We start from the raw sequence: 20,287 nt of genomic DNA on the forward strand, positions 1-20,287 counted from the left end.
TGCCGCCGGGCATGGCCCGGCGCTACCGACGCGTTACGCCACCGGCAAGCAGCGTTCGATCAGCCACGCCTTTGCGTCTTCGGCGTCCTGTTCAAACCACGCCTTCGTCGACCCCAGTCGATACGTATACCCCCACGCATCCATGTCGGCCATCAGCCGCTCACTGCCGACACCGGGCAGGTGCCCGGCCAGCACGATCTGCAGGTAGCAGGTGGCATCTTCTTCGGGCACCGAATCGGTGGCGTCGGTATGCACCTGCGCGCGCCGCTCCGGCGGCAGCACGATCAGATGGCAGGCCTCGTGCAGCATCGAATGCACCGGCGTGTCATCGCGCACGTAGACGTCGCTGGCGATGATGCCCGCCTCGGGCTCGCCCCAGTAACTGCCCGGGATCGGCTCGCCGGCCGCAACGTGATGCAGCCGCAGCTCATGTGCAGCGAGCAGGCGCTGGGCATCGGCGAAGGCGATGTCGCCGACGCGGGTAACGTTCGGTTCGGGCGTGGTATCAGTCATGCGTGTCAGGCTGCCCCGCCCATGCAGGCACGGGCGGGGCAGGGGGTCAGGGTTTGTCCGGGCCTTCAGGCAGCGCCACGGAGATGTCCAGCACGTCGTGCTGGCCATCCTTGACCAGGTCCACCTTCACTGCATCGACGTCGATGTTGACGTACTTCTTGATCACTTCCAGCAGCTCGCGCTGCAGCAGCGGCAGGTAGTCGGGACCGCCACGGTGGCTGCGCTCCTGCGCGATGATGATCTGCAGGCGGTTCTTGGCGGTTTCGGCGGTGGTCTTCTTCGCTTTGAGGAAATCAAACAGGCCCATGCTTACCCTCCGAACAGCTTGCTGAAGAAGCCCTTCTTCTCGACGTTGGTGAAGCGCATCGGGCGTTCTTCGCCGAGGATGCGTGCGACGGCGTCGTCATAGGCCTGGCCGGCAGCGGATTCGCCATCCAGGATGACCGGCTCGCCCTTGTTGGAGGCATTGAGCACGTCGCCCGATTCGGGGATCACGCCGATCGCCTTCAGGCCAAGGACCTCCTCGACGTCGGCGATGCTGAGCATCTCGCCGCTTTCCACGCGCACCGGGGTGTAGCGGGTCAGCAGCAGGAAGGCCGGCACGTCCTGGCCGGATTCGGCCTTGTGGGTCTTCGAATCGAGCAAGCCGATGATGCGGTCCGAGTCGCGTACCGAGGACACTTCCGGGTTCACCACCACCACGGCGCGGTCGGCGAAGTACATCGCCAGGAAGGCGCCCTTCTCGATGCCGGCCGGGGAGTCGCAGATGATGTAGTCGAAGCCGTCGGCGGCCAGGTCCTTCAGGACCTTGCCCACGCCTTCCTGGGTCAGTGCATCCTTGTCGCGCGTCTGCGAGGCAGCCAGCACGAACAGGTTGTCGAAGCGCTTGTCCTTGATCAGGGCCTGCTTGAGGGTGGCTTCGCCGTGCACGACATTCACGAAGTCGTACACCACGCGGCGTTCGCAGCCCATGATCAGGTCGAGGTTGCGCAGGCCGACGTCGAAGTCGATCACCGCCACCTTCTTGCCACGCCTTGCCAGGCCGCAGGCCAGGCTTGCGCTGGAAGTGGTCTTGCCGACGCCGCCCTTGCCGGAGGTGACTACGATGATTTCAGCCAAAGGACTTCTCCTGATGATTCTGTTTGAGGTGCTGCATCAGTCCAGCGCAGCGATCTTGATCTGGTCCTGTTCCAGCCACACCTGCACGGCCTTGCCGCGCAGGGTTTCCGGTACATCGTCCAGTACCTTGTAGTGGCCTGCAATGGCGACCAGTTCCGCATGGAAATCACGGCAGAAAATACGTGCCGCGGTGTTGCCTTGGGCCCCCGCCAGCGCACGGCCGCGCAGGGTTCCGTAGATATGGATGCTGCCATCGGCGATGACCTCGGCGCCGGCGCCGACGGTGGCCATCACGGTCAGGTCGCAGTTTTCCGCATACAGCTGCTGCCCCGAACGCACGTTGCCCAGCTGCATGCGGCCCGGCTGTGGCGCGGCGGCATCGGCAGCCTTGCCCATCGGCGTGGCCGGAGCCGGAGCCGGCGCGGCCTTCGCTTCGGCGCGTGCGGCACGGCGCGGTTCCGGTGCGGGTGCCGGCGGCGGGGCAGGTTCTGCCTCGGCGCGCTCGTACTGGGCGCGGAACTTGGCCAGCAGCGGCAGGCCGAGCTGCTGCGAGAGCAGGTCGACCGCACTGGTGCCATAGGCCAATGCCACCGGCAGTACGCCAGCACCGCGCAGGCCATCGACCAAGGCCTGTGCCGTTGCCACGTCGGGCACCTGGCTGAGGCCGCCGAAGTCCAGGATCACCGCTGCACGGCCGAACAGCTTCGGTGCACGGCTTACCCGTTCCTGCATTTCCTGCACGAGTCGTTCAACATCGAGGGTGCGGATGCGCAGGTTGGCGATGCCCACCTGGCCGATCTTCAGTTCACCGGCCTGTTCGTAATCGAAATTCACTGCCACGCTCAGGTCCCCGTCGACCGCTGTGCCTGCGCCGGCAGCTGCCGGTCGCGCGCCCATGCAACATCAGGCAGCTTGCCGCCATAGGTTTCATTCACCCACGGGAAGCTGCACAGTTCCTTGGCCAGCATGCTGGCGCGCACGTCCACCTGCGGCATGGTGTTCTGGCCCAGCTCGCGGAAGCCGAAGCTGCCGTGGAACAGCAGGGCGGCATCGGCGCCATGGTCCAGGAACACTTCACAGGTCATCTGCGGGTAGCGCAGCTCGGCGAAGCTCTGGGCGTCGGCATAGAACGCACGGCCGACGCCACCACCGCGACGGCGGCTGGCGACCACGATGCGGTCGATATAGAAGAAGGGGGTGTCCAGGTGTTGCTTGAACCAGGCGAAATTGCTGCTGTCGTGCTGGCTGTCGCTGCCGAAGCCGATCAGGAAGCCGGCCAGGTTGCCGTCGCGCTCGGCGACGCGGAAATACTCAGCGGTTGCATAGAACAGGCGCAGACGCTCGGCATCCAGGGGAAGGATGGCCAGGCCAGCATTGTTGTTCAAAGCCAGGACGGAATCGAGCTCGTGCTCGCGCACGTCGCGGATGACAATCGACATTGTGACTCCGTGGGGTAACGCGGTTGGTCCCATGTACGGACCCTGCGCATGATTATTGCATGCCCGGGGTGGGCTGCGGCATGAACAGGGGACCGCACCGAACATGACTTTATGCCCTTGGGCCCTGACGCGCACAGGCTACGATGGGCCATGCTGGCCCGACTCAACCACAATGCGATGCTGCGCTACTCCGGGTTGTTCACCTGGGGCACCGTCGGCCTTTGGCTTGCGATCTACCTGATCGATCCGGTGTCGCTGACACTGGAAAGCCTGGACGGCGAGGCCGGCTTCCGGATCATTCCCTGGGCCTCGGCCTACCTGGCCTTCGGCTTCGTGTACTGGGTGCTGACGCGCTCGCTGGGCGAAAGCCGGCCCGGCTTCTTCGACCATGCCGCGCTGATCCTGCTGACGGCCTGCGCGATCGGCGTGAGCTATTTCTCCGGCACCGCACTGGGCAGCATCCTGCTGATGGTGGTGGCCGGCCTGCTGCCCTGGCTGCTGGGCCCGCGCATCGGGGTGGTGTGGCTGGTGGCCAGCAACCTGGCCGTGCTACCGGTCTACATCCAGCCGCTGGGCTTCCCGCCGGTCATCGCCGTGCTGCAGGCCGTCGGCTACATGGGTTTTTCCAGCTTCGTGTTCGTGATCGCGCTGGTTGCGCGCCGCCAGGCCGAGGCGCGCGAGGAGCAGCGCCGCCTGAACGCCGAGCTGCGCGCCACGCGTGCGCTGCTGGCCGAAAGCGCGCGGGTGAACGAGCGCACCCGCATTTCGCGCGAACTGCATGACCTGCTGGGCCACCAGCTGACCGCGTTGACCCTGAATCTGGAAGTGGCCGGCCACCTCGCCGAGGGCCAGGCGCTGGAGCACGTGAAGCGCTCACATGCCCTGGCCAAGCTGCTGCTGGGCAACGTGCGCGAGGTGGTCAGCCAGCTGCGCGAGACCGGCGCCATCGACCTGGCCGCTGCGCTGCGTCCGCTGACCGAGCACGTGCCGTCGCTGGACATCCAGCTGGAGATCGAGGAGCCGCTGAACGTGGAAGACCCGCAGCGGGCCCACGTGCTGCTGCGCTGCACCCAGGAGATCATCACCAACACGGTGCGCCATGCCGGCGCCCGCCACCTGTGGCTGCGGGTGTACCGTGAGGTCCCGGACCAGGTCGTGGTGGAAGCCCGCGACGACGGTGTCGGGGCGGAAACGGTCAATGTGGGCAATGGTTTGCGCGGCATGCGCGAACGCCTGCAACAATGTGGAGGCCAGCTGCAGGTGGAAACCCGCCCCGGCGAAGGCTTCCGGCTGCGGGCGACGGTACCGGCAACGGTGCTGGCGGCCCTTACCCAGGTTCCTGAAGGAGTGCGTTGATGATTCGCGTCTGCCTGGTCGACGACCAAACCCTGGTGCGGCAGGGGATCCGCTCGCTGCTGGCGCTCGACGACGGCATCGAAGTGGTGGCCGAGGCCGCCGATGGCCGCCAGGCGGTCGAGCTGATCCCGCAGATCCGCCCGGACGTGGTCCTGATGGACATGCGCATGCCGGTGATGTCCGGGCTGGAGGCGCTGCAGGTGCTGTCACGGCAGGAACAGCTGCCGCCGACCATCATCCTGACCACCTTCGACGATGACCAGCTGGTGCTGGCCGGGCTCAAGGCCGGGGCCAAGGGCTACCTGCTCAAGGACGTGACCCTGGCGCAGCTGGTCGGGGCGATCCGCACGGTGGCCGATGGCGGTTCACTGGTGCAGCCGGCGGTGACCCAGCGGCTGCTGTCCGGGCTGGAGCACATGCGCAACGACTTCGTCAGCCTGGACCGGCCCGACCCGCTGACCGACCGTGAGACCGAGATCCTGCGGCTGATGGCCAGCGGTTTCTCCAACAAGGAGATCGCCAATTCGCTGGGGGTCGCCGAGGGCACGATCAAGAACCATGTGTCCAACATCCTTTCCAAACTGGGCGTACGTGACCGTACGCGTGCAGTCCTGAAAGCGTTTGAACTCCAGTTGGTGTGAGGAAAATCCTTTAGCGACAAAGACTTGGCACGCAGTCTGGGCCCGGATTCAGGGTTGCCCCCCACTTGCCCCCTACATGCCGGGTACGCGGATGCGTTACCCTTCGAATTCTTTGTGCATACAAATGCGCAGCCGGCACGGAAACCGGTGCGCCAATCCCGATAACCAATGCCCGCGAAGCCTGCTAGGATTGGCGCTTCGCTTCAATCAACCCGGCCGTGGGATCGGCCCCGGAGACTCTCTGAATGACCCGTATTATCGAGTTCCTGATCGCCTTGGGGATCGTGGCTGGCCTGTTCGTCATCATTGGCGTCTGTCTGCCGGGCGAGCGTCACATCACCGAAAGCATCGAGACCAACCGCAAGATGACGATCGTGTACGACACGGTCAGCAGTCTGCGCCGCTTCAAGGACTGGAACCCGCTGGTACTGCGCGATCCCGCCGTTGAACTGAAGCTGTCCGGCCCGGCCTCCGGCGTCGGTGCCACTCTCGACTACACCTCCAAGGACCTGGGCACCGGTTCCTGGAAGGTGACCGAAGCCGAAGAGAACAAGCGTGTTGTGATCGCCGTCGACGATGCCTCCAAGGGTCACGACAAGGTCACCACCTTCACCCTGGAGCCGACCGGCAAGGGCGGTCGCAACGTCAAGATCACCCAGGACTACTCGGTGAAGTATGGCTTCGACCTGTTCGGCCGCTACGCAGGCCTGTATGTCAGCCGCCAGATCGGCGATGACATCAAGATGGGTCTGTCGCGCCTGGCGAACATGCTGGCCACCGTGCCGAATGTCGACTACCGCACCTCCGAAGCCCCGCTGACCGATCTGGGCATCGTCGATGTCCCGGCCGAAGACCTGCTGGTCGTCACCGCCGGTAATGTCGACCGTGGCCAGGATTCCATCACCAAGTCCATCAAGGACAACCAGGAGTGGATCAAGCGCGTGATCGAGGCCAATGGCCTGGAAGCCGCCGGTCCGCTGCGTATCATCACCACCGATTTCGGTGCTGAGAAGTACGCCTTCGACATCGCCCAGCCGGTGAAGAAGAAGGGTGCCGAAGGCGTGCCGGCCGAACAGCTGACCGTCAAGATCGACGGTGGCGCTCCGGTCAAGTACGTCCGCGTTGCTCCGCACCGTTCGGCGCATGCGGCCTACACCGGTCACATGGCAGGCCTGGACGTTGCCCGCAGCGCCCTGCGCGCCTGGGCCGTGACCTCGGGCAACGAAGTCATCGACCGTCCGTACGAAACCTGGAAGGACGGCGTGGACAAGTCGTTCACCCCGGAAGCGACGTACGACATCTACTGGGCCGTCAAGTAAGCCTCGGCTGACCCGTGTAGTGCTGGACACGAAAACGCGCCGCTTCCTGCGGCGCGTTTTTTTTCATCCCGAGCCCGGTGTCGGGCATTGCGCAAGGAGCTGTCATGTTCAATTCCGAACGACGCGCGCGTAAACCGTCGTTGCTGGCCTGCCTGGGGGCGCTGCTGGCAGCCGCCTCGATCGGTCTCTCGGCCTATGCCGCGCATGGCGTGTCCGATCCGCTGGCGCAGCAGCACCTGAACATGGCGGCGTTGTACGCCTTTGCCCATGGAGCGGTACTGGCCGCCCTCGGCCCCCGCGCGCAGGGCGCGATCGCGCATCTGGCGTTGTATGTGTTGCTGCTGGGCGTGCTGCTGTTCTCCGGCAGCCTGGTGGGCGGTGCGCTGTGGCAGTGGCCGACCCGGCTGGCGCCGGTAGGTGGCACCACGCTGATGGCCGGGTGGGTACTGCTGGCGATCAACGCGCTGCGGCGCTAGCCGCAACGCCCAAGCACTGGTAGCGCCGGGCCACGCCCGGCGTCGAGCGCACCGACCCGCGTCTGCCTTTGCTTTTTTGTTTGTTCAATTCCGTGGCGGACGCACCCGGAAACTGTCCGTGGCCGGGAGGATGGGCGGCGCAGGGGCGTAAGCGCCATGGATGGCGCGCCCGAGCTTACATGGACGTACTTGCAGCGGCCCCTGCGCCGCCCACCCTCCTGGCCAGCCCGAGGACCGCAGTCGAGCAGCTGCCACGAGGGGCTCAGCCGTTGGCCGGTTTCCAGCACCAGTGCCACGGTTCGTAGACGATCCCATGCGGGTTGTCGCGCGGATAGCTCAGATGGAACCCGTGCGCCGCGGCATTGGCCTGCAGCCACGCAAACGCAGCCGTCGCCTCGAAGGTCTCCTCTGCCGGCGCATCCCCCGGTGTGCCGATGTCCAGCGCGTGACCACTGTGGTGTTCGCTGAAACCAGGGGCGGCATTGACCTTCAGGATCTGCGGCACGCTCTGCCCGCGCGCCAGCTTGCGTTCGAAAATGCCGAGCTGATACGCATGGCTGCGGAAGCCGGAGATCGCGTCCAGTGCAATTCCATCCCGGGCGGCATGCAGGCGCATCCGTCGCCAGCCCTGCGCGGCACCGCGGCGCAGCCACAACGGGCGGGCAAAGCGATCACGTCCGGCCCAGTGCAGCACGCACGGCTCGGCTTCCAGTGCCAGCCCGCTGTCGTGCGCATAGCGCTGTGCATCCAGGCCCAGCTGCTGCAGGCGCTGTTGCAGGCCAACCAGCGGCAGCCACTGGTCTTCCAGTGCAGCGCCGAACGGTCGTGACCGTGCGCCATCCAGCAGGGCCAGCGCGTCCTCCACGCCGGGCTCGCGTGGCAGGCGCGGCACCAGCGAGTGCACACCGTGCGCCAGTACTGCCGCCAGGTAGCGGCCATCGCGCTTGCGCCGCAGTACCCATTGCGCGCGGGCCAGCAGGCGGGCGTCGAGATTGCTGCGCGCGCGCAGCAGCGGCGCAGGCCATAGTTCGACGATCTCGGTATTGATCAACAGCGGAGTGCTACGGTGCATCGATCCAGCTTACTGCCGTGGCGCCGTGGCGGCCACCTTGCGCAGCGCCTCGAGCAGGGCCTGCGGGCGCTCCAGGCTGAGCAGCAGGGTGCTGCCGCCGCGCACCGGAATCACCAGCGTGCGTGCGCGGTCGGTGACCAGGGCAAAGCCCTTGCCGCCGCCCTGCAGGCGGAAGTGCCCGGAATAGAAGCCGGGCATGCTGTAGCCGTTGGTCTTGAAACGGATGCCATAGCGGCGATCACGGCTCAGGTCGACCACCTCGGCCTGGTCCAGCAGCAGGTCGGCCACCGGCGTGCGGCGACGGTACAAGGTTGAACGCACGTCCAGCACGTTGCCTGCCAGCTCCACCCGCCGGCGGAAGAACGCCCAGCCCAGGCCGATGCCCATCAGCACGATCACCGCCAGGCTCCATGCCGCGCTGCCGCCCATCAGGAAGAACGGCGGCGACAGGGTGACCTCCATCCAGGGAGCCTCGCTGCGATTGTCGTGCAGCTGTGCCCACATGCCCACGCCCAGTACCGCCAGCAGTGGCAGCAGCACCCACAGCACCCGCAGCGAAGAACTCTCGGCAACCTCGAACGGGCGTGCATCACTGCCGCTCATCGCTGCGCCTCCACCCAACGCGCAACGTCATCGATCAGCTGCCCATCCACGTGGCCCGGCTGCGCGTATTCCTTCAATGAACTGGGGCCGCTGCCGGCGATGCCGATGTGATTGAGGGCAGGGTAGGCCTTCCATTGCACGTCCCGGCGATCGGCCAGGGCTTTTTTCCACAGTGCCCAATCCGTTTCCGGTACCTGGAAGTCGCGGCCCCCGTGCAGCATCAGCAGTGGTTTTTTCAGCGCAACCGCGTCGCCGCGTGCGTTCACCGCTTCGATGCTTTTCCAGAACGTCTGCGGCACGCCCAGTGGCAGTTCGCTGGCTGGAACAAGAGTTTCGCTGCGGGCCGCGGCGATCTGCGCGTCGAGCTTGTCCAGGAACGCTTGTTCCGGGGCGCTGATCGAGCCGTCCAGCGACAGCAGGTAGCGGTTCTGCTCCGGCAGCAGTTCAAGCAATGTGCGCGCCGGCGCGGCCCACAGGATCGCGCCGCGCGCCTGTGGCCAGCGGCTGGCGATGCGCGGGGCGAGCATGCCGCCCTGGCTGTGGCCGAGCACGAAGATCCGCTTGCCGTCGATGCGTGGGTCCGCCGCCAACGCGCTCAACGCTGCGACGGCGTCGTCGGTGGTCTCGTCATCAACGTTGAAGCTGCCGCTCTGGAAGTCCTGGGGGCGGGCATGGGTGCGCTTGTCGTAGCGCAGCACGGCGATGCCCTGGGCGGCCAAGCCGCGGGCGATGTCCAGGAACGGACGGTTGCCACCGATGGTTTCGTCGCGATCCTGTGGGCCGGAGCCGTGCACCAGCACTACGGCCGGGAACGGTCCTTTGCCCTTGGGCAGGGACAAGGTGCCGGGCAGCGCAGCGCGTGCCTGTGGCACGCTGAAATCGGCCTCGCTGTAGTTCGCGTCGGCCGGCGGTGGCGCTGCCTTGGCGGCCGGGGCCGGGCGCAGCAGCAGGCCAGCCACTTGGTCCTGCCCGTTCACCGCCACCTGCGCGATCACCGCGCCACTGGCGAACTGCAACGGTACTTCCACCAGGTGCAGGCCCTGCTGCTCACTGCTGTGTGCCTGGCCGCGCTGCTTCAGTTCACCCAGCGACTGCCACAGGCCCTGCAGCTTGTCGGCAGGCACGGCTGCGGCCATCTGCGGGGTCAGCATGGCTTCGGCATCGGCGGTGCGCCCTGCCTGCAGGTGATCGAGCAGGCGTGCTGCGACCTGCTGCGGTTCGCCAGCGGATGCACTGGCGGACAACAGGGCAAGGGAAACAGCAAGCAACGAGCGGCGTGCGCTCATGGTTACAGCTCCTTCTTGAAGACCAGCAGGGCCGGGCGCATTGGCGCCGGGACGATGATGTTGACCAGTTCCCAGCCCAGCTGGCCCTGGCGGCTGAGTTCGGCCTGGATGTCATCGGCCTTCTGCAGGCCCATCATGGATGTCTTGACCTCGACGGTCAGGTAGCTCCAGCGCTTGCTCATTCCTTGTCCTCCGGCGATGGCTTGGGTTTCGGCAGGCGGCCTGCCTTGCGCAGGGCGTCGCGCAGCACGTATTCGATCTGTGCGTTGAGGCTGCGCAGTTCATCGTCCGCCCAGCGCTGTGCGGCCGCCAGGACCTCGGCGTTGATGCGCAGCGGATAGGCTTTTTTCTCGCTCATGCAGACTCCTGGCGGGGCGGTGGGGCGCCCCGTTGCGAGGGTGGCTCAGTACAGCGAGCCGGTGTTGACGACCGGCTGCGTGCCGCGGTCCGAGCACAGCACGGTCAACAGATTGCTGACCATGTGCGCCTTGCGCTCCTCGTCCAGCTGTACCACGCCGTTTTTCTGCAGCTCGGCCAGCGCCATCTCGACCATGCCGACCGCTCCGGCGACGATGCGCGTGCGTGCGGCGATGACCGCGTTGGCCTGCTGCCGCTGCAGCATCGCCTGGGCGATTTCAGCGGCGTAGGCGAGGTGGCTGATGCGCGCATCGATCACCTGCACGCCGGCATCGGCCAAACGCTCGGCCAGTTCGTTCTTCAGGTGCTGGGAGATCTCGCTGGCATGGCTGCGCAGCGCCAGCTGGCCGTCCTCGTGCTGGTCATAGGGGTAGCTGGTGGCCATCGCGCGCAGCGCCGATTCGGACTGGATGTGCACGAAGCTCTCGTAGTCGTCCACGTTGTAGACCGCTTCGGAGGCATCGACCACCTGCCAGACGATCACCGCAGCGATCTCGATCGGGCTGCCGTCCAGCTCGTTGACCTTCAGCTTGCCGCTCTCGAAATTGCGCACGCGCTGGCTCACGCGGCGCTTGCTGAAGAAGGGATTGTTCCAGCGCAGGCCGTTGTCCTTGACGGTGCCGACGTACTTGCCGAACAGGCTGACCACCGCCGCCTGGTTGGGCTGCACGGTGTACAGACCGGCCAGCGCGACCAGCGCCAGCGCAGCGATCAGCAGGCCGGCCAGGATCAGCAGCACGTTGGGCGAGCCGGTGCTGGCCTTCGCCGCGACCCCGGCCACGAACAGGGCGCCGCCGGCGAGGGCTACGCCCAGGGACCCGGCGAGCGCGCCCAGGCCGTTGAGGGAGGACAGCGACTTCTCTTTCATGGCGGTACGTCCTTGAGGGTTCGAATTGAAGATATCAAAGTGATATCACATTCGGGCTACCGTTCGTCGGCTGGGCGTGCCCGGGCACTGCGGCCGGACCGGCTAGAATGCCCACCCGCCTTCACATCGCTGCTGGAACCCCGCCATGGCCAAGCTTGGAACCCCGTTGTCCCCCTCCGCCACCCGAGTGCTGCTGCTGGGCTCGGGCGAACTTGGCAAGGAAGTGGCCATCGAACTGCAGCGTCTGGGCGTGGAAGTGATCGCTGCCGACCGTTACGCCGATGCCCCGGCCATGCAGGTGGCACATCGTTCGCACGTGATCGACATGCTGGACGCGATGGCCCTGCGCCAGTTGATCGCCCAGGAGCAGCCGCACCTGGTGGTGCCCGAGATCGAGGCGATCCATACCGAGACCCTGGTGCAGCTCGAGCAGGAGCAGGGCCTGCGGGTGATCCCGACCGCGCGTGCTGCGCGCCTGACCATGGACCGTGAGGGCATCCGCCGCCTGGCCGCCGAGACGCTCGGCCTGCCGACCTCGCCGTACCGCTTTGTCGATACCGAGGCCGAGTACCGCGCCGCCGTGGCGGCGATCGGCCTGCCGTGCGTGGTCAAGCCGGTGATGTCGTCCTCGGGCAAGGGCCAGAGCACGCTGCGCAGCGAGGCGGACATCGCCCCCGCATGGGAATACGCGCAGACCGGTGGCCGTGCCGGCGCCGGCCGCTGCATCGTCGAGGGTTTCATCGACTTCGATTACGAGATCACCCTGCTGACCGTACGCCACGCCGCCGGCACGTCGTTCTGCGCGCCGATCGGCCACCTGCAGAAGGAGGGCGACTATCGCGAAAGCTGGCAGCCGCAACCGATGTCGGACAAGGCGCTGGCGCGTGCCGAGGAGATCTCGCGCGCGATCACCGATGACCTCGGTGGCTGGGGGCTGTTCGGCGTCGAACTGTTCGTGAAGGGCGACGAGGTGTGGTTCAGCGAAGTATCACCGCGTCCGCACGATACCGGCCTGGTGACGCTGGTGTCGCAGGAGCTGAGCGAGTTCGCGCTGCATGCGCGGGCCATCCTCGGCCTGCCGATCCCGGTGATCCGCCAGAGTGGCCCATCGGCCTCGTGCGCGCTGCTGGCGCATGGCGAAGGCGTGCCGTACTTCAACAACGTCGCCGCCGCACTGCAGGTGCCGGACACCGCCGTGCGCCTGTTCGGCAAGCCGAGCGTGCATGGCCACCGCCGCGTGGGCGTGACCTTGGCGCGCGCGGAATCCATCGACGAAGCACGCGCCATCGCGCGTGACGCCGCCGAAGCGATCGGCGTCGAGCTGCGCTCGTAAAACGGTAGCGCCGGGTCATGCCCGGCGGCTTCCCATAGGGCGCGCGACGCGGCCGGAAAAGCCGCCGGGCATGGCCCGGCGCTACCGGTTTATTTCACATCCACCCATACCAGGTGGTGGTCGCTGCCATCGGCGATCTTCGCTTCGGCACTCTCATTGGCCGGCCAGAACACGCCGCTGCCGAGGTACTCGAAACCGGTCGAGGGCAGCACGTAGTCCAGGCGCATGGTGCCGGACTTCGGGCCGAAATCGCCGGTGGCATGGAACGGTGCACCCTTGCGGGTGATGCCCTTGGCCGCATAGGCCAGGCTGGTCTGCTCGGCGCCGATGCTGCGCGGGGTGGGGTAACGCAGCACGCGGGCGTTCTCGATCAGTTCGACGATCGCCTCGTGGCGGCCATCGCCATCGACCGGATCATTGTTGAGGTCGCCAAGAATGACAAAACGCGCATCCTGGGCCAGGCCGCCGCACTGGCCCTTGTCGTCGCACAGCCACGGCTTGTCACCCTGGGACAGGTATTCCTGCCACAGGCGCAGTTCGTCATGGTTGCGCGCGGCGTTGCGCTTTTCCGGGCCATCGAACACCGGCGGGGTCGGGTGCGAGACCAGTGCGTGGACCACGCCGGCCGGGGTCTTCACCGGTACATCCCAATGCGACTTCGACGACAGCCGCAGCTGCGACCAGACGGTGTCGTTGTAGAAGCTCTTGCCGGTGCGCGGATCGACCGGGCGGATCGCGCCGGGCATCGCACTCCACTTCAGCAGCTGGAAACTGCGCACCTTGGCTTCGTCGATCGGGTAGCGCGACAGCACCAGCATGCCGTACTGGCCCGGGTGCAGGCCGTAGCCCCAGGCGTCGTTGCCGCGGCCACGGCCTTCGCCGCCGACCACGCCGTTGTTGTCCAGGTCCAGGCCACTGGGCACGCCGGTGTTCACCGGCGCCAGGTAGCGGTAGGCGAAGTGCAGCGGCTTGCCGCCACCGGGCTGGGCCACTTCCAGGTAGCGCTTCTGGAACAGGTCGGCGGCACGATGGGCGTCATCGAAGTCGAACTCGTTCAGCAGCACCAGGTCAGGGCGCGCCTGCTGCAGTACCGCGGCGATCTTGCGCGCATGTTCGCTGTCGCCTTCCAGCTCGGCGATCAGGCCGCCGGCTTCGTCCGAATACAGCGAGGTGTTGTAGGTGGCCAGGCGCAGCGCTGCAGACGGTTTTTCGGTCATCGCGGGGGACGTGGCGAAGGCGGGAGCGGCGGCGCCACAGAGCAGGGCCAGGCCGAGAATCAGGGGTTTGGCGTTCATGGGCCATATTGTGCACCTGGCCCGGTGTCAGTGGTTTGTCAGCGTCCGTCCAGTTCGTCATCGAAATCATGCCAGCGGCGGCCATCGTAGGCCTCCAGCGGGCGATAGCGCCGCTTGTAGTCCATCTTCTGGTGCTCGCGTATCCAGTAGCCCAGGTACAGATGTGGCAGGCCCTCGCGGCGGGCCCACTCCAGCTGCTGCAGGATCGCGAACGTGCCCAGCCCGCGCGCGGCATGGGCGGGGTCGAAGAAGGTATAGACCGCCGACAGCCCGTGCTCGGTCACATCGGTTACCGCCACGCCCAGCAGCTGGCTGGGCTGCCCGTCGTGGCCGGGCAGGCGCATTTCCATGAAGCGCGTGTGCGACCAGCTGCCGATCAGGAACTGTTCGAACTCGTGCGGGCCGTGGTCGTCCATGCCGCCCTTGGCATGACGATGCACCAGGTAGCGGTGGTACAGCTCGAACAGATCCTCGCGTGGCATGGCCGCGGTGATGCGCACTTCCAGATCGGCATTGCGGGCGGCGCAGCGGCGCTGGCTGCGATCCGGGGCGAAGCGGGCCACCGGAATGCGCACGGCGACGCAGGCGTGGCAGTTCGCACAATGCGGGCGATAGACCAGATCACCGCTGCGTCGGAAGCCCCAGCTCAGGGCCAGCGGGTACAGCCCGCCGAGGCGACGGTCCTGCGGGTCCAGCACCAGGTCGCGTGCAACCCGGTCCGGCCAGTACCCGCAGGGGTGCTCGCCGGTCTGGAACAGTCGCAGTTCGTCGTCTCTGTCGCCGTGTCTCGCCATGGGCACAGCATAGCTCCAGCCTGTCGCAATGGCGGCGACTGTCCGCCGGATGAATGGAATGGGCGGCTGCGTCAACCGGGGGCGTGGTCAGGCGTTGTTGTCCTCCGAGGGTGAGGTGTTCACCCCGATGCCAATCCCATTCCCAGGAGTGACCCCATGATCCGTACCCCCCTGCTGCTGGCCCTGCTGCTCGGCACCTCCGCGACCGGTATTGCCTTGGCTGCCGACACCCCGGCTGCACCGGCGCAGCGTTCGGCCAAGCTGGATACCAATGGCGACGGCGTCATCGACCGCAGCGAAGCGGCGGCCAACCCGCGCCTGGCCGCAAAGTTCGACGAGCTGGACAAGAACAAGGACGGCAAGCTCTCGCGTGATGAGCTGCCGCGCTGGAAGCATGGCCGCCACGGTGGTCGCGGTGGCGAGCGCTGGGCCAAGCTGGACGCGAACAAGGATGGCCGCATCAGCCGTGAGGAAGCCAAGGCCGATCCGCGCCTGGCCGAGCGTTTCGACCAGCTCGACCTCAACAAGGATGGCTACCTGGACAAGGCCGACCGCGAGCTGCGCATGAAGCAGCATCGTGACGCTTGGTTCGCCGCGGCCGATACCAACAAGGATGGCCAGCTGAGCAAGACCGAGTTCGACGCCGCCAAGGGCCCGATGCACGGTGGCCCGCGCCACGGCGGCCCCCGTGACGCCGCCGCGCCGAAGCCGCAGCGCTGATTTTCAATGCAGTGATCGACGACAACGCCGGCGCACTGCCGGCGTTGTCCGTTACAGGCGGCCGCTGAGCGTCATCGTGTAGGCCAGGGCACCGATGACGATCAGGTTCACCGCCATCATGCCGGTCAGGCCGTACATGGATTCGTACTTCCAGTTGATCCCGTTACGCCCACGCCGGGCTGCATCACGCGCGAGCAGCGGCGCCATGATTCGCCGCAGCGTCACCAGGCACTGGTAGTTGACCACCACCAGGCCCAGTGCCAGCACCAGCAGCTGCGCCCACATCGGCGCCTGCAGCAGCACGGTGAACAGGATGGCCAGGCACCAGCCCAGGCTGGTGCCGGTGCTGAGGTTGACGAAGCGGCGGACCTGGACCTGCTCGGCACCGGTCTGTGCGTAGGACAGCAGGAAACGCCCACCGAGATAGCTGCCGAGCGCGCCACCGACGACGCCACCGATGATCGCGGCCCAGCTTGACGCAGGCAGCATCTGCAGCTGGCCCAGCGTGGCGGTCAACGAGCCGAGCGCGGTGCCGCCGGCAGCGCTGGCGCCACCGAGGCCGAGCTTGCTGCCACCCACGCCGACGCCGGTTCCCAGCAGGATCGCCGCGCTGGCGGTGCCGGGCGCGGCGATCATCACCATCGACACCACCGCCGTTGCGAACGCTGCACTCGGTGCGCTGCTGCGTGCGAATTCGCCGAAGCGCTGCAGCAGGCCCTCGCGCACCTGCGCACGGGCACGTGACAGGCGCTTGCGTACCGCCGCGTCGCTCAGCCCGAGCAGGTCGGCGACCTGCTGCGAATGCTGGCCCTCGCGGTAATACAACAGCAGGACTTCGCGGCTGTCGGCGGGCAGGGCAGAGATGATGTCTTCGGCAGCGATTTCCTCTTCCAGCCGCTGCAGGCGGTCGGCCACGCCCGGGGTCGGATCCGCAGCCATGGTCAGCGCCACTTCGGCAGCCTCGCCGCTCAGCGGTCGGCCACGTTGTGCGCGCAGCCAGTCGCGGGCGAGGTTGCGGGTGATCTGCCGCAGCCAGGGCAGGAAGCTGCTCGCGCTGCGCAGCTGATGCAGCTGCTGCCAGCCCTTCACGAACGCTTCCTGGGCGATGTCCTCGCTGGCCTGGCGGTCGCCGGTGATGGCCAGGGCGATGGCGGTGACCGTGTTCTGGCAGGCCAGCACGATGCGGCCATAGGCATGCTGGCAACCGCCGCTGGCGGCCGGCAGTTCGCGTTCCAGGGTTTCGTCGATGCTTGCGGCGAAGATCGTCATGGCGGCGGGCTCCTGCAGGGATTGTGTCCCATGACGGAGCCGCGCGCCCGATGTGACCGGTTCGCGTCCCGGTAGCGCCGGGCCATGCCCGGCGGCGTTTCTGTCAGGCCGCTGCGCTCGCCGGGCATGGCCCGGCGTTACCTGCGCGTTACGTGGACGGCTGGATGCGGACCCGCACTTCCTCTTCTTCCGGCGGTGCCGGTGCGGTCGGCTGTGCTTGCTGCGGCTGTGCCTGCGGGGCGGGCACCGGCGCGGTTGGGGCAGGGGCTCCGCGATGGCGCAGGCCGATCACCAGCGCCACGCCGGCGATCACCACCAGCAGGGCAATGCGGATGCGCCAGGCCCAGCCACGACCACCGGCACTTTCCTGCACATCATCGCGGAAGGCGAATTCGGCGGTCGGGTGGTCACGACGGGTGGTGTCGAGCAGGCGGGCGTCGCGCAGGATTTCGCGCGCACGCGGCTGGTCGTCGGCGCGCACGACCCACACCGCAGGGTAGGCGCCTGCATTGCCCAGGTCGGTATAGCTGAACTGACCCCGGCGACGGGTCTTGTACGAGCGTCCGTTGGTGACCTTCACCTGGATGTCGTGGCTGCGCAGGAGCTCGGCCACGCCTTCCACGGTTTCCACGCGCTGGCTGCTGAAAATCTGACGCATCGGTCAATCCTTGGCCGGCACGGCGGCCGCTGCTGCCTGGTCCGGAACCACGCGGATCAAGCCTTCCTGGGCGGTGCTGGCAACCAGCACGCCATCACGGGTGAAGAACTGGCCGCGGGCCAGGCCGCGCGAATCCTGCGCACTGGGGCTGTCCAGCGAGTACAGCAGCCAATCGTCGGCGCGGAACGGGCGGTGGAACCAGATCGCGTGGTCCAGCGAGGCCATCTGCACGTGCGGATGGTAGTAGCTGATGCCGTGCGGGAAGGTCGCCGTGCCCAGCAGGTGGAAGTCCGACGCGTAGGCCAGCAGTGCCTGGTGCAGCTCGGGAGCATCGCCCACGCGCTCGCTCAGGCGCAGCCAGACCTGGTGGTAGGGCGGGCGCTTGGGCGGGTTCAGTTCATCGCGGGGATACACATGGCGGAACTCGAACGGACCGCCGCGCGAGAGCCAGCGCTGCACCTTGATCGGCAAGCGCTCAAGCACCTCCGCCGGCAACGGCCGGTTCGGTTCGATGTCTTCCGGTTGCGGCACTTCGGGCATCTTGTGCTGGTGCTCGGCACCGGATTCGGCCTGCTGGAACGAGGCCGCGCAGAAGAAGATCACCTTGCCATGCTGGATGGCGGTCACCCGGCGCACCGAGAAGCTGCCACCGTCGCGGGTACGGTCGACGTCGTAGACGATCGAATGGTCGATGTTGCCGGCGCGGAGGAAATAGGCGTGCAGCGAGTGCACATGGCGACCATTGTCGACCGTGGCCTGCGCGGCCGCCAGGGCCTGGCCCAGCACCTGCCCGCCGAACACGTACTTGGTACCGATGTCGCGGCTCTGGCCGCGGAACAGGTTGTCCTCCAGCCGCTCCAGGGTGAGCAGATCGATCAGCTCGGAGACGACGGGTTCGGGCATGTCGTTCAAGGGGGCGGCCACAGCGATGAAAGAGGGGTCGATTATACCGGTGTAGGCCGGATGCCCCATCTTCGGTAGTGCCGGCCGCTGGCCGGCATCCGCAGGCGTCCCGGAAGGATCGCCAGGCTGCCGGCCAGCGGCCGGCACTACCGATTACTTGCCGAGACGCGCCACCAGTGCCTGCAGTGCGTTCTGCGCATCCGGGGCGAACCAGGCCTCGACGAAGCGGTCGAGCTGGATCAGGTCCGGATGCAGGGCGTCGTGCAGCTCGGCGCGGGCGATGGCACGGGTCAGCAGCATCGGCTGCCGCGGCTGCTTCAGCAGGTCCTGCAGCCAGGCCACCGCACGGGCCGCCACCAGTTCGCCATCCACCAGTTCATCGACCAGGCCGATCTGCAGCGCCTGTTCGGCCGGTACCAGCGCGCCGGTGGCCAGCAGCACGCTGGAACGGTGCGCCCCCACGGCACGGCGCAGCAGGCGCTGGATGCCTTCCGGTGCGATCAGGCCGACCTGCACTTCGTTCAGGCCGATGGCATACGGGCGCGCCGGATCGGCACTGCGTGCCATCACCCGGTAGTCGCAGCACAGGGCCAGCACGCAGCCGCCCGCCGGTGCATGGCCGGTGATCGCCGCAACCACCGGGATGCGGCTCTCGGCCAGCGTGCGTACCGCGCCGAAGAACGCGTTCCAGGTGTCCAGCAGCTTGTGCTTGTCATCGCCATGCGAGAGCAGGTGCGGCACGTCCATGCCGCCGGTGAAGATGCGCTCGCTGCCGGACAGCACGATGCCGTGCGCGTCCTCGGCCATCGCCAGTTCGATGGCATGGATCAACTGCCGGCACAGCTCGGTGTCCAGTGCATTGACCGGCGGCCGCGCCAGCCGCAGTTCGCGGATGGGGCCATGGTTGATCACCTCGATGAGCGTCGTCATGCTGCGGGTCTCGTTGCGAAGAAGGAACCTGGGCGATGATAACCAAACCATTCGTTGGCGTACTGTTGATGATGTGTGCGGGCGCAGCATCGGCGGCGGCCGCGGTGCCGGAGTGCGTCACCGTCTCGCAGGGCTGGGTACGTCTGCCGCCCAGCCCGACGGCGACGCCCATGACTGCCGGCTATGGCGTGATCCGTAACGGCTGCTCCACCGCGGTGACCATCATCGGTGCGCGCAGTGCGAGTTTCGGTGATGTGTCGTTGCACGAGACCCGGATCGTCGACGGGGTCAGCCGCATGCGTGCCGTCGAGCGCCTGCCATTGGCGCCGGGCGAACGCGCCGTGCTCAAGCCCGGTGGCCTGCACCTGATGTTGATGGACGGCAGGCGCGTATTGGAGGAGGGGCAGCCCGTGTGGCTGCAGGTGCAACTGGAGGGTGGCACCGAAGTCAGCACGGCCCTGATAGTGCGCAAGGCCGCGCCGTAACGCGGCGCTCGTTCCGCCGGGCCATGCCCGGCGAGCGCGCAGCGCGGTGGGGCTTACGACCAGTCGTACGAGAACAGCACCGTGCGGCTTTCCGGCTCGTACAGCATCACGATCGCATCAGCACCGGTTGCACACCAGTTGTAGCCGGCCACTTCGGCCACGGCGAAGAACTTGTGGCCATCGCGGGTGATGATCGCGCGCTCGGCATCGTCCGGCGCATGCCGGTCGTCGGCAGCCTCGGTGAACGCCAGTGCGAAGGCGGCCGGAATCTCCGCGGTTTCGATCCAGTTGCCGGTCGAGATCTGCCCGCCCAGCACATCGAGGTACGCCTGCTCGCCGGGCTCGCCGTCGCCATAGCGCGAATAGCTGGCCAGGCGTCCATGCTGCTGGAAGTACGCACGTGCCTTGCTGTAGCTCTCACGCATCTCAGCGATGTGCTCCAGCGCGTCTTTGTCCTGCACCTGGTCGCCGATGAAGTAGCCCTCCTCACCGAGGAAACGCATACGGTTGTCGGCGGTCAATTCAAAAGCGATCCAGTTGGTGCCGGTGAACGCGTTGTGGTGTTCTTCGGTGGTTTCACCGATGCAGCCGTCGTAGGGCTCGATCGGGCACAGCATCGTGGCCACGCTGCCGGCCAGTTCCGGGCGCAGCACGCCGAGGTCGATCTTCAGCAGCGGCAGCAGATGCTGGCCAAGCCAGGCCTGGTCATCGGGGAATACGTCGGCGGGGAAGGGGACCATGCCGGGCAGCAGGTCGCGCAGTTCGGTCTGGTGGATCATGTCAGTCCTTTG

General features: G+C 67.0%; 25 protein-coding genes. 7 read left to right on the forward strand and 18 right to left on the reverse strand.

Features of this window, described 5'->3' with window-relative positions:
• Positions 1–33: 33 nt before the first annotated feature.
• From M2299_RS05045 to M2299_RS05065, 5 genes are read right to left on the reverse strand one after another with little or no spacing between them, the layout of a single operon-like run.
• Positions 34–513 carry a hypothetical protein gene (locus M2299_RS05045; RefSeq protein ID WP_280883991.1) on the reverse strand — a complete coding sequence of 160 codons (480 nt, stop codon included), beginning with the start codon at positions 511–513 and terminating at the stop codon, positions 34–36.
• A gap of 46 nt (positions 514–559) precedes the next feature.
• Complete coding sequence (gene minE, locus M2299_RS05050; RefSeq protein WP_005408532.1) at positions 560–820, reverse strand: cell division topological specificity factor MinE; 261 nt, start codon at positions 818–820, stop codon at positions 560–562.
• Positions 821–822: 2 nt separating this feature from the next.
• On the reverse strand, positions 823–1,632 hold the full coding sequence (gene minD / locus M2299_RS05055; protein ID WP_025873877.1) for a septum site-determining protein MinD: 810 nt from the start codon (positions 1,630–1,632) through the stop codon (positions 823–825).
• Between the two features lie 36 nt (positions 1,633–1,668).
• Entirely contained in the window at positions 1,669–2,529 is an 861-nt protein-coding gene (gene minC / locus M2299_RS05060; protein ID WP_059063452.1) for a septum site-determining protein MinC, read from the reverse strand.
• Complete coding sequence (locus tag M2299_RS05065) at positions 2,475–3,071, reverse strand: GNAT family N-acetyltransferase (RefSeq protein WP_025873875.1); 597 nt, start codon at positions 3,069–3,071, stop codon at positions 2,475–2,477. The genes minC and M2299_RS05065 overlap by 55 nt, the downstream gene beginning before the upstream one ends.
• Before the next feature lie 150 nt (positions 3,072–3,221).
• On the opposite strand from M2299_RS05065, the gene M2299_RS05070 reads away from it, so the two are divergent.
• The 4 genes from M2299_RS05070 (at position 3,222) to M2299_RS05085 (ending at position 6,863) form a co-directional block, all read left to right on the forward strand.
• The gene (locus M2299_RS05070; RefSeq protein WP_025873874.1) at positions 3,222–4,427 is read left to right on the forward strand and encodes a sensor histidine kinase; all 1,206 of its coding nucleotides are present in this window, start codon (positions 3,222–3,224) and stop codon (positions 4,425–4,427) included.
• A complete protein-coding gene (locus tag M2299_RS05075) occupies positions 4,427–5,068 on the forward strand; it encodes a response regulator transcription factor (protein ID WP_025873873.1) in 642 nt (213 codons plus the stop codon). The genes M2299_RS05070 and M2299_RS05075 overlap by 1 nt, the downstream gene beginning before the upstream one ends.
• A 245-nt stretch (positions 5,069–5,313) precedes the next feature.
• Entirely contained in the window at positions 5,314–6,387 is a 1,074-nt protein-coding gene (locus tag M2299_RS05080) for an SRPBCC family protein (protein WP_049467700.1), read from the forward strand.
• A 104-nt stretch (positions 6,388–6,491) separates the two neighbouring features.
• Positions 6,492–6,863 (forward strand): DUF423 domain-containing protein, encoded by a 372-nt coding sequence (locus M2299_RS05085; protein ID WP_025873872.1) that lies wholly within the window; start codon positions 6,492–6,494, stop codon positions 6,861–6,863.
• A gap of 262 nt (positions 6,864–7,125) precedes the next feature.
• Here the strand turns inward: M2299_RS05085 and M2299_RS05090 are convergent, their stop codons facing one another.
• From M2299_RS05090 to M2299_RS05115, 6 genes are read right to left on the reverse strand one after another with little or no spacing between them, the layout of a single operon-like run.
• Positions 7,126–7,935 (reverse strand): D-alanyl-D-alanine carboxypeptidase family protein, encoded by an 810-nt coding sequence (locus M2299_RS05090; RefSeq protein WP_280883992.1) that lies wholly within the window; start codon positions 7,933–7,935, stop codon positions 7,126–7,128.
• Positions 7,936–7,944: 9 nt separating this feature from the next.
• Entirely contained in the window at positions 7,945–8,538 is a 594-nt protein-coding gene (locus M2299_RS05095) for a PH domain-containing protein (RefSeq protein WP_025873869.1), read from the reverse strand.
• Positions 8,535–9,824, reverse strand: a complete 1,290-nt coding sequence (locus tag M2299_RS05100) for an alpha/beta fold hydrolase (RefSeq protein ID WP_280883993.1) — start codon at positions 9,822–9,824, stop codon at positions 8,535–8,537. The genes M2299_RS05095 and M2299_RS05100 overlap by 4 nt, the downstream gene beginning before the upstream one ends.
• A 2-nt stretch (positions 9,825–9,826) precedes the next feature.
• The gene (locus M2299_RS05105; protein ID WP_025873867.1) at positions 9,827–10,006 is read right to left on the reverse strand and encodes a DUF4177 domain-containing protein; all 180 of its coding nucleotides are present in this window, start codon (positions 10,004–10,006) and stop codon (positions 9,827–9,829) included.
• Positions 10,003–10,182 (reverse strand): hypothetical protein, encoded by a 180-nt coding sequence (locus tag M2299_RS05110; protein ID WP_005412615.1) that lies wholly within the window; start codon positions 10,180–10,182, stop codon positions 10,003–10,005. Before M2299_RS05110 ends, M2299_RS05105 begins: the two co-directional genes overlap by 4 nt.
• Positions 10,183–10,227: 45 nt before the next feature.
• Entirely contained in the window at positions 10,228–11,109 is an 882-nt protein-coding gene (locus tag M2299_RS05115) for an SPFH domain-containing protein (RefSeq protein WP_099842114.1), read from the reverse strand.
• A 145-nt stretch (positions 11,110–11,254) separates the two neighbouring features.
• Between M2299_RS05115 and purT the strand changes: the two genes are divergently transcribed.
• Complete coding sequence (gene purT / locus M2299_RS05120) at positions 11,255–12,442, forward strand: formate-dependent phosphoribosylglycinamide formyltransferase (protein WP_033830620.1); 1,188 nt, start codon at positions 11,255–11,257, stop codon at positions 12,440–12,442.
• A gap of 89 nt (positions 12,443–12,531) precedes the next feature.
• Here the strand turns inward: purT and M2299_RS05125 are convergent, their stop codons facing one another.
• Together M2299_RS05125 and M2299_RS05130 are read right to left on the reverse strand one after the other, a co-directional pair.
• Complete coding sequence (locus M2299_RS05125; protein ID WP_263929754.1) at positions 12,532–13,737, reverse strand: endonuclease/exonuclease/phosphatase family protein; 1,206 nt, start codon at positions 13,735–13,737, stop codon at positions 12,532–12,534.
• Positions 13,738–13,775: 38 nt separating this feature from the next.
• Positions 13,776–14,531 carry an arginyltransferase gene (locus M2299_RS05130; RefSeq protein WP_032975961.1) on the reverse strand — a complete coding sequence of 252 codons (756 nt, stop codon included), beginning with the start codon at positions 14,529–14,531 and terminating at the stop codon, positions 13,776–13,778.
• Positions 14,532–14,687: 156 nt separating this feature from the next.
• Between M2299_RS05130 and M2299_RS05135 the strand changes: the two genes are divergently transcribed.
• On the forward strand, positions 14,688–15,251 hold the full coding sequence (locus M2299_RS05135) for an EF-hand domain-containing protein (RefSeq protein WP_280883994.1): 564 nt from the start codon (positions 14,688–14,690) through the stop codon (positions 15,249–15,251).
• Between the two features lie 51 nt (positions 15,252–15,302).
• Here the strand turns inward: M2299_RS05135 and M2299_RS05140 are convergent, their stop codons facing one another.
• The 4 genes from M2299_RS05140 to M2299_RS05155 all read right to left on the reverse strand — a co-directional run bounded on the left by M2299_RS05140 (position 15,303) and on the right by M2299_RS05155 (position 19,011).
• Complete coding sequence (locus M2299_RS05140) at positions 15,303–16,514, reverse strand: RNA polymerase sigma factor (RefSeq protein ID WP_280884008.1); 1,212 nt, start codon at positions 16,512–16,514, stop codon at positions 15,303–15,305.
• A 154-nt stretch (positions 16,515–16,668) separates the two neighbouring features.
• Positions 16,669–17,178: a pathogenicity-like protein gene (locus M2299_RS05145; RefSeq protein WP_032975965.1), complete on the reverse strand. Its 510-nt coding sequence runs from the start codon at positions 17,176–17,178 to the stop codon at positions 16,669–16,671.
• Between the two features lie 3 nt (positions 17,179–17,181).
• The gene (gene tesB, locus M2299_RS05150; protein ID WP_280883995.1) at positions 17,182–18,081 is read right to left on the reverse strand and encodes an acyl-CoA thioesterase II; all 900 of its coding nucleotides are present in this window, start codon (positions 18,079–18,081) and stop codon (positions 17,182–17,184) included.
• A gap of 153 nt (positions 18,082–18,234) precedes the next feature.
• On the reverse strand, positions 18,235–19,011 hold the full coding sequence (locus tag M2299_RS05155) for an enoyl-CoA hydratase/isomerase family protein (RefSeq protein ID WP_093817639.1): 777 nt from the start codon (positions 19,009–19,011) through the stop codon (positions 18,235–18,237).
• Positions 19,012–19,046: 35 nt separating this feature from the next.
• On the opposite strand from M2299_RS05155, the gene M2299_RS05160 reads away from it, so the two are divergent.
• Positions 19,047–19,496: a copper chaperone PCu(A)C gene (locus M2299_RS05160; RefSeq protein WP_025873857.1), complete on the forward strand. Its 450-nt coding sequence runs from the start codon at positions 19,047–19,049 to the stop codon at positions 19,494–19,496.
• 53 nt (positions 19,497–19,549) lie between these two features.
• Here M2299_RS05160 and M2299_RS05165 read toward each other — a convergent pair whose 3' ends face one another.
• Complete coding sequence (locus tag M2299_RS05165; protein ID WP_099783239.1) at positions 19,550–20,275, reverse strand: enolase; 726 nt, start codon at positions 20,273–20,275, stop codon at positions 19,550–19,552.
• Between the last annotated feature and the right edge of the window lie 12 nt (positions 20,276–20,287).

Origin of the sequence: Stenotrophomonas sp. 1278 (assembly GCF_029892765.1) — a bacterium.
GTDB classification, from domain to species: Bacteria; Pseudomonadota; Gammaproteobacteria; order Xanthomonadales; family Xanthomonadaceae; genus Stenotrophomonas; species Stenotrophomonas indicatrix.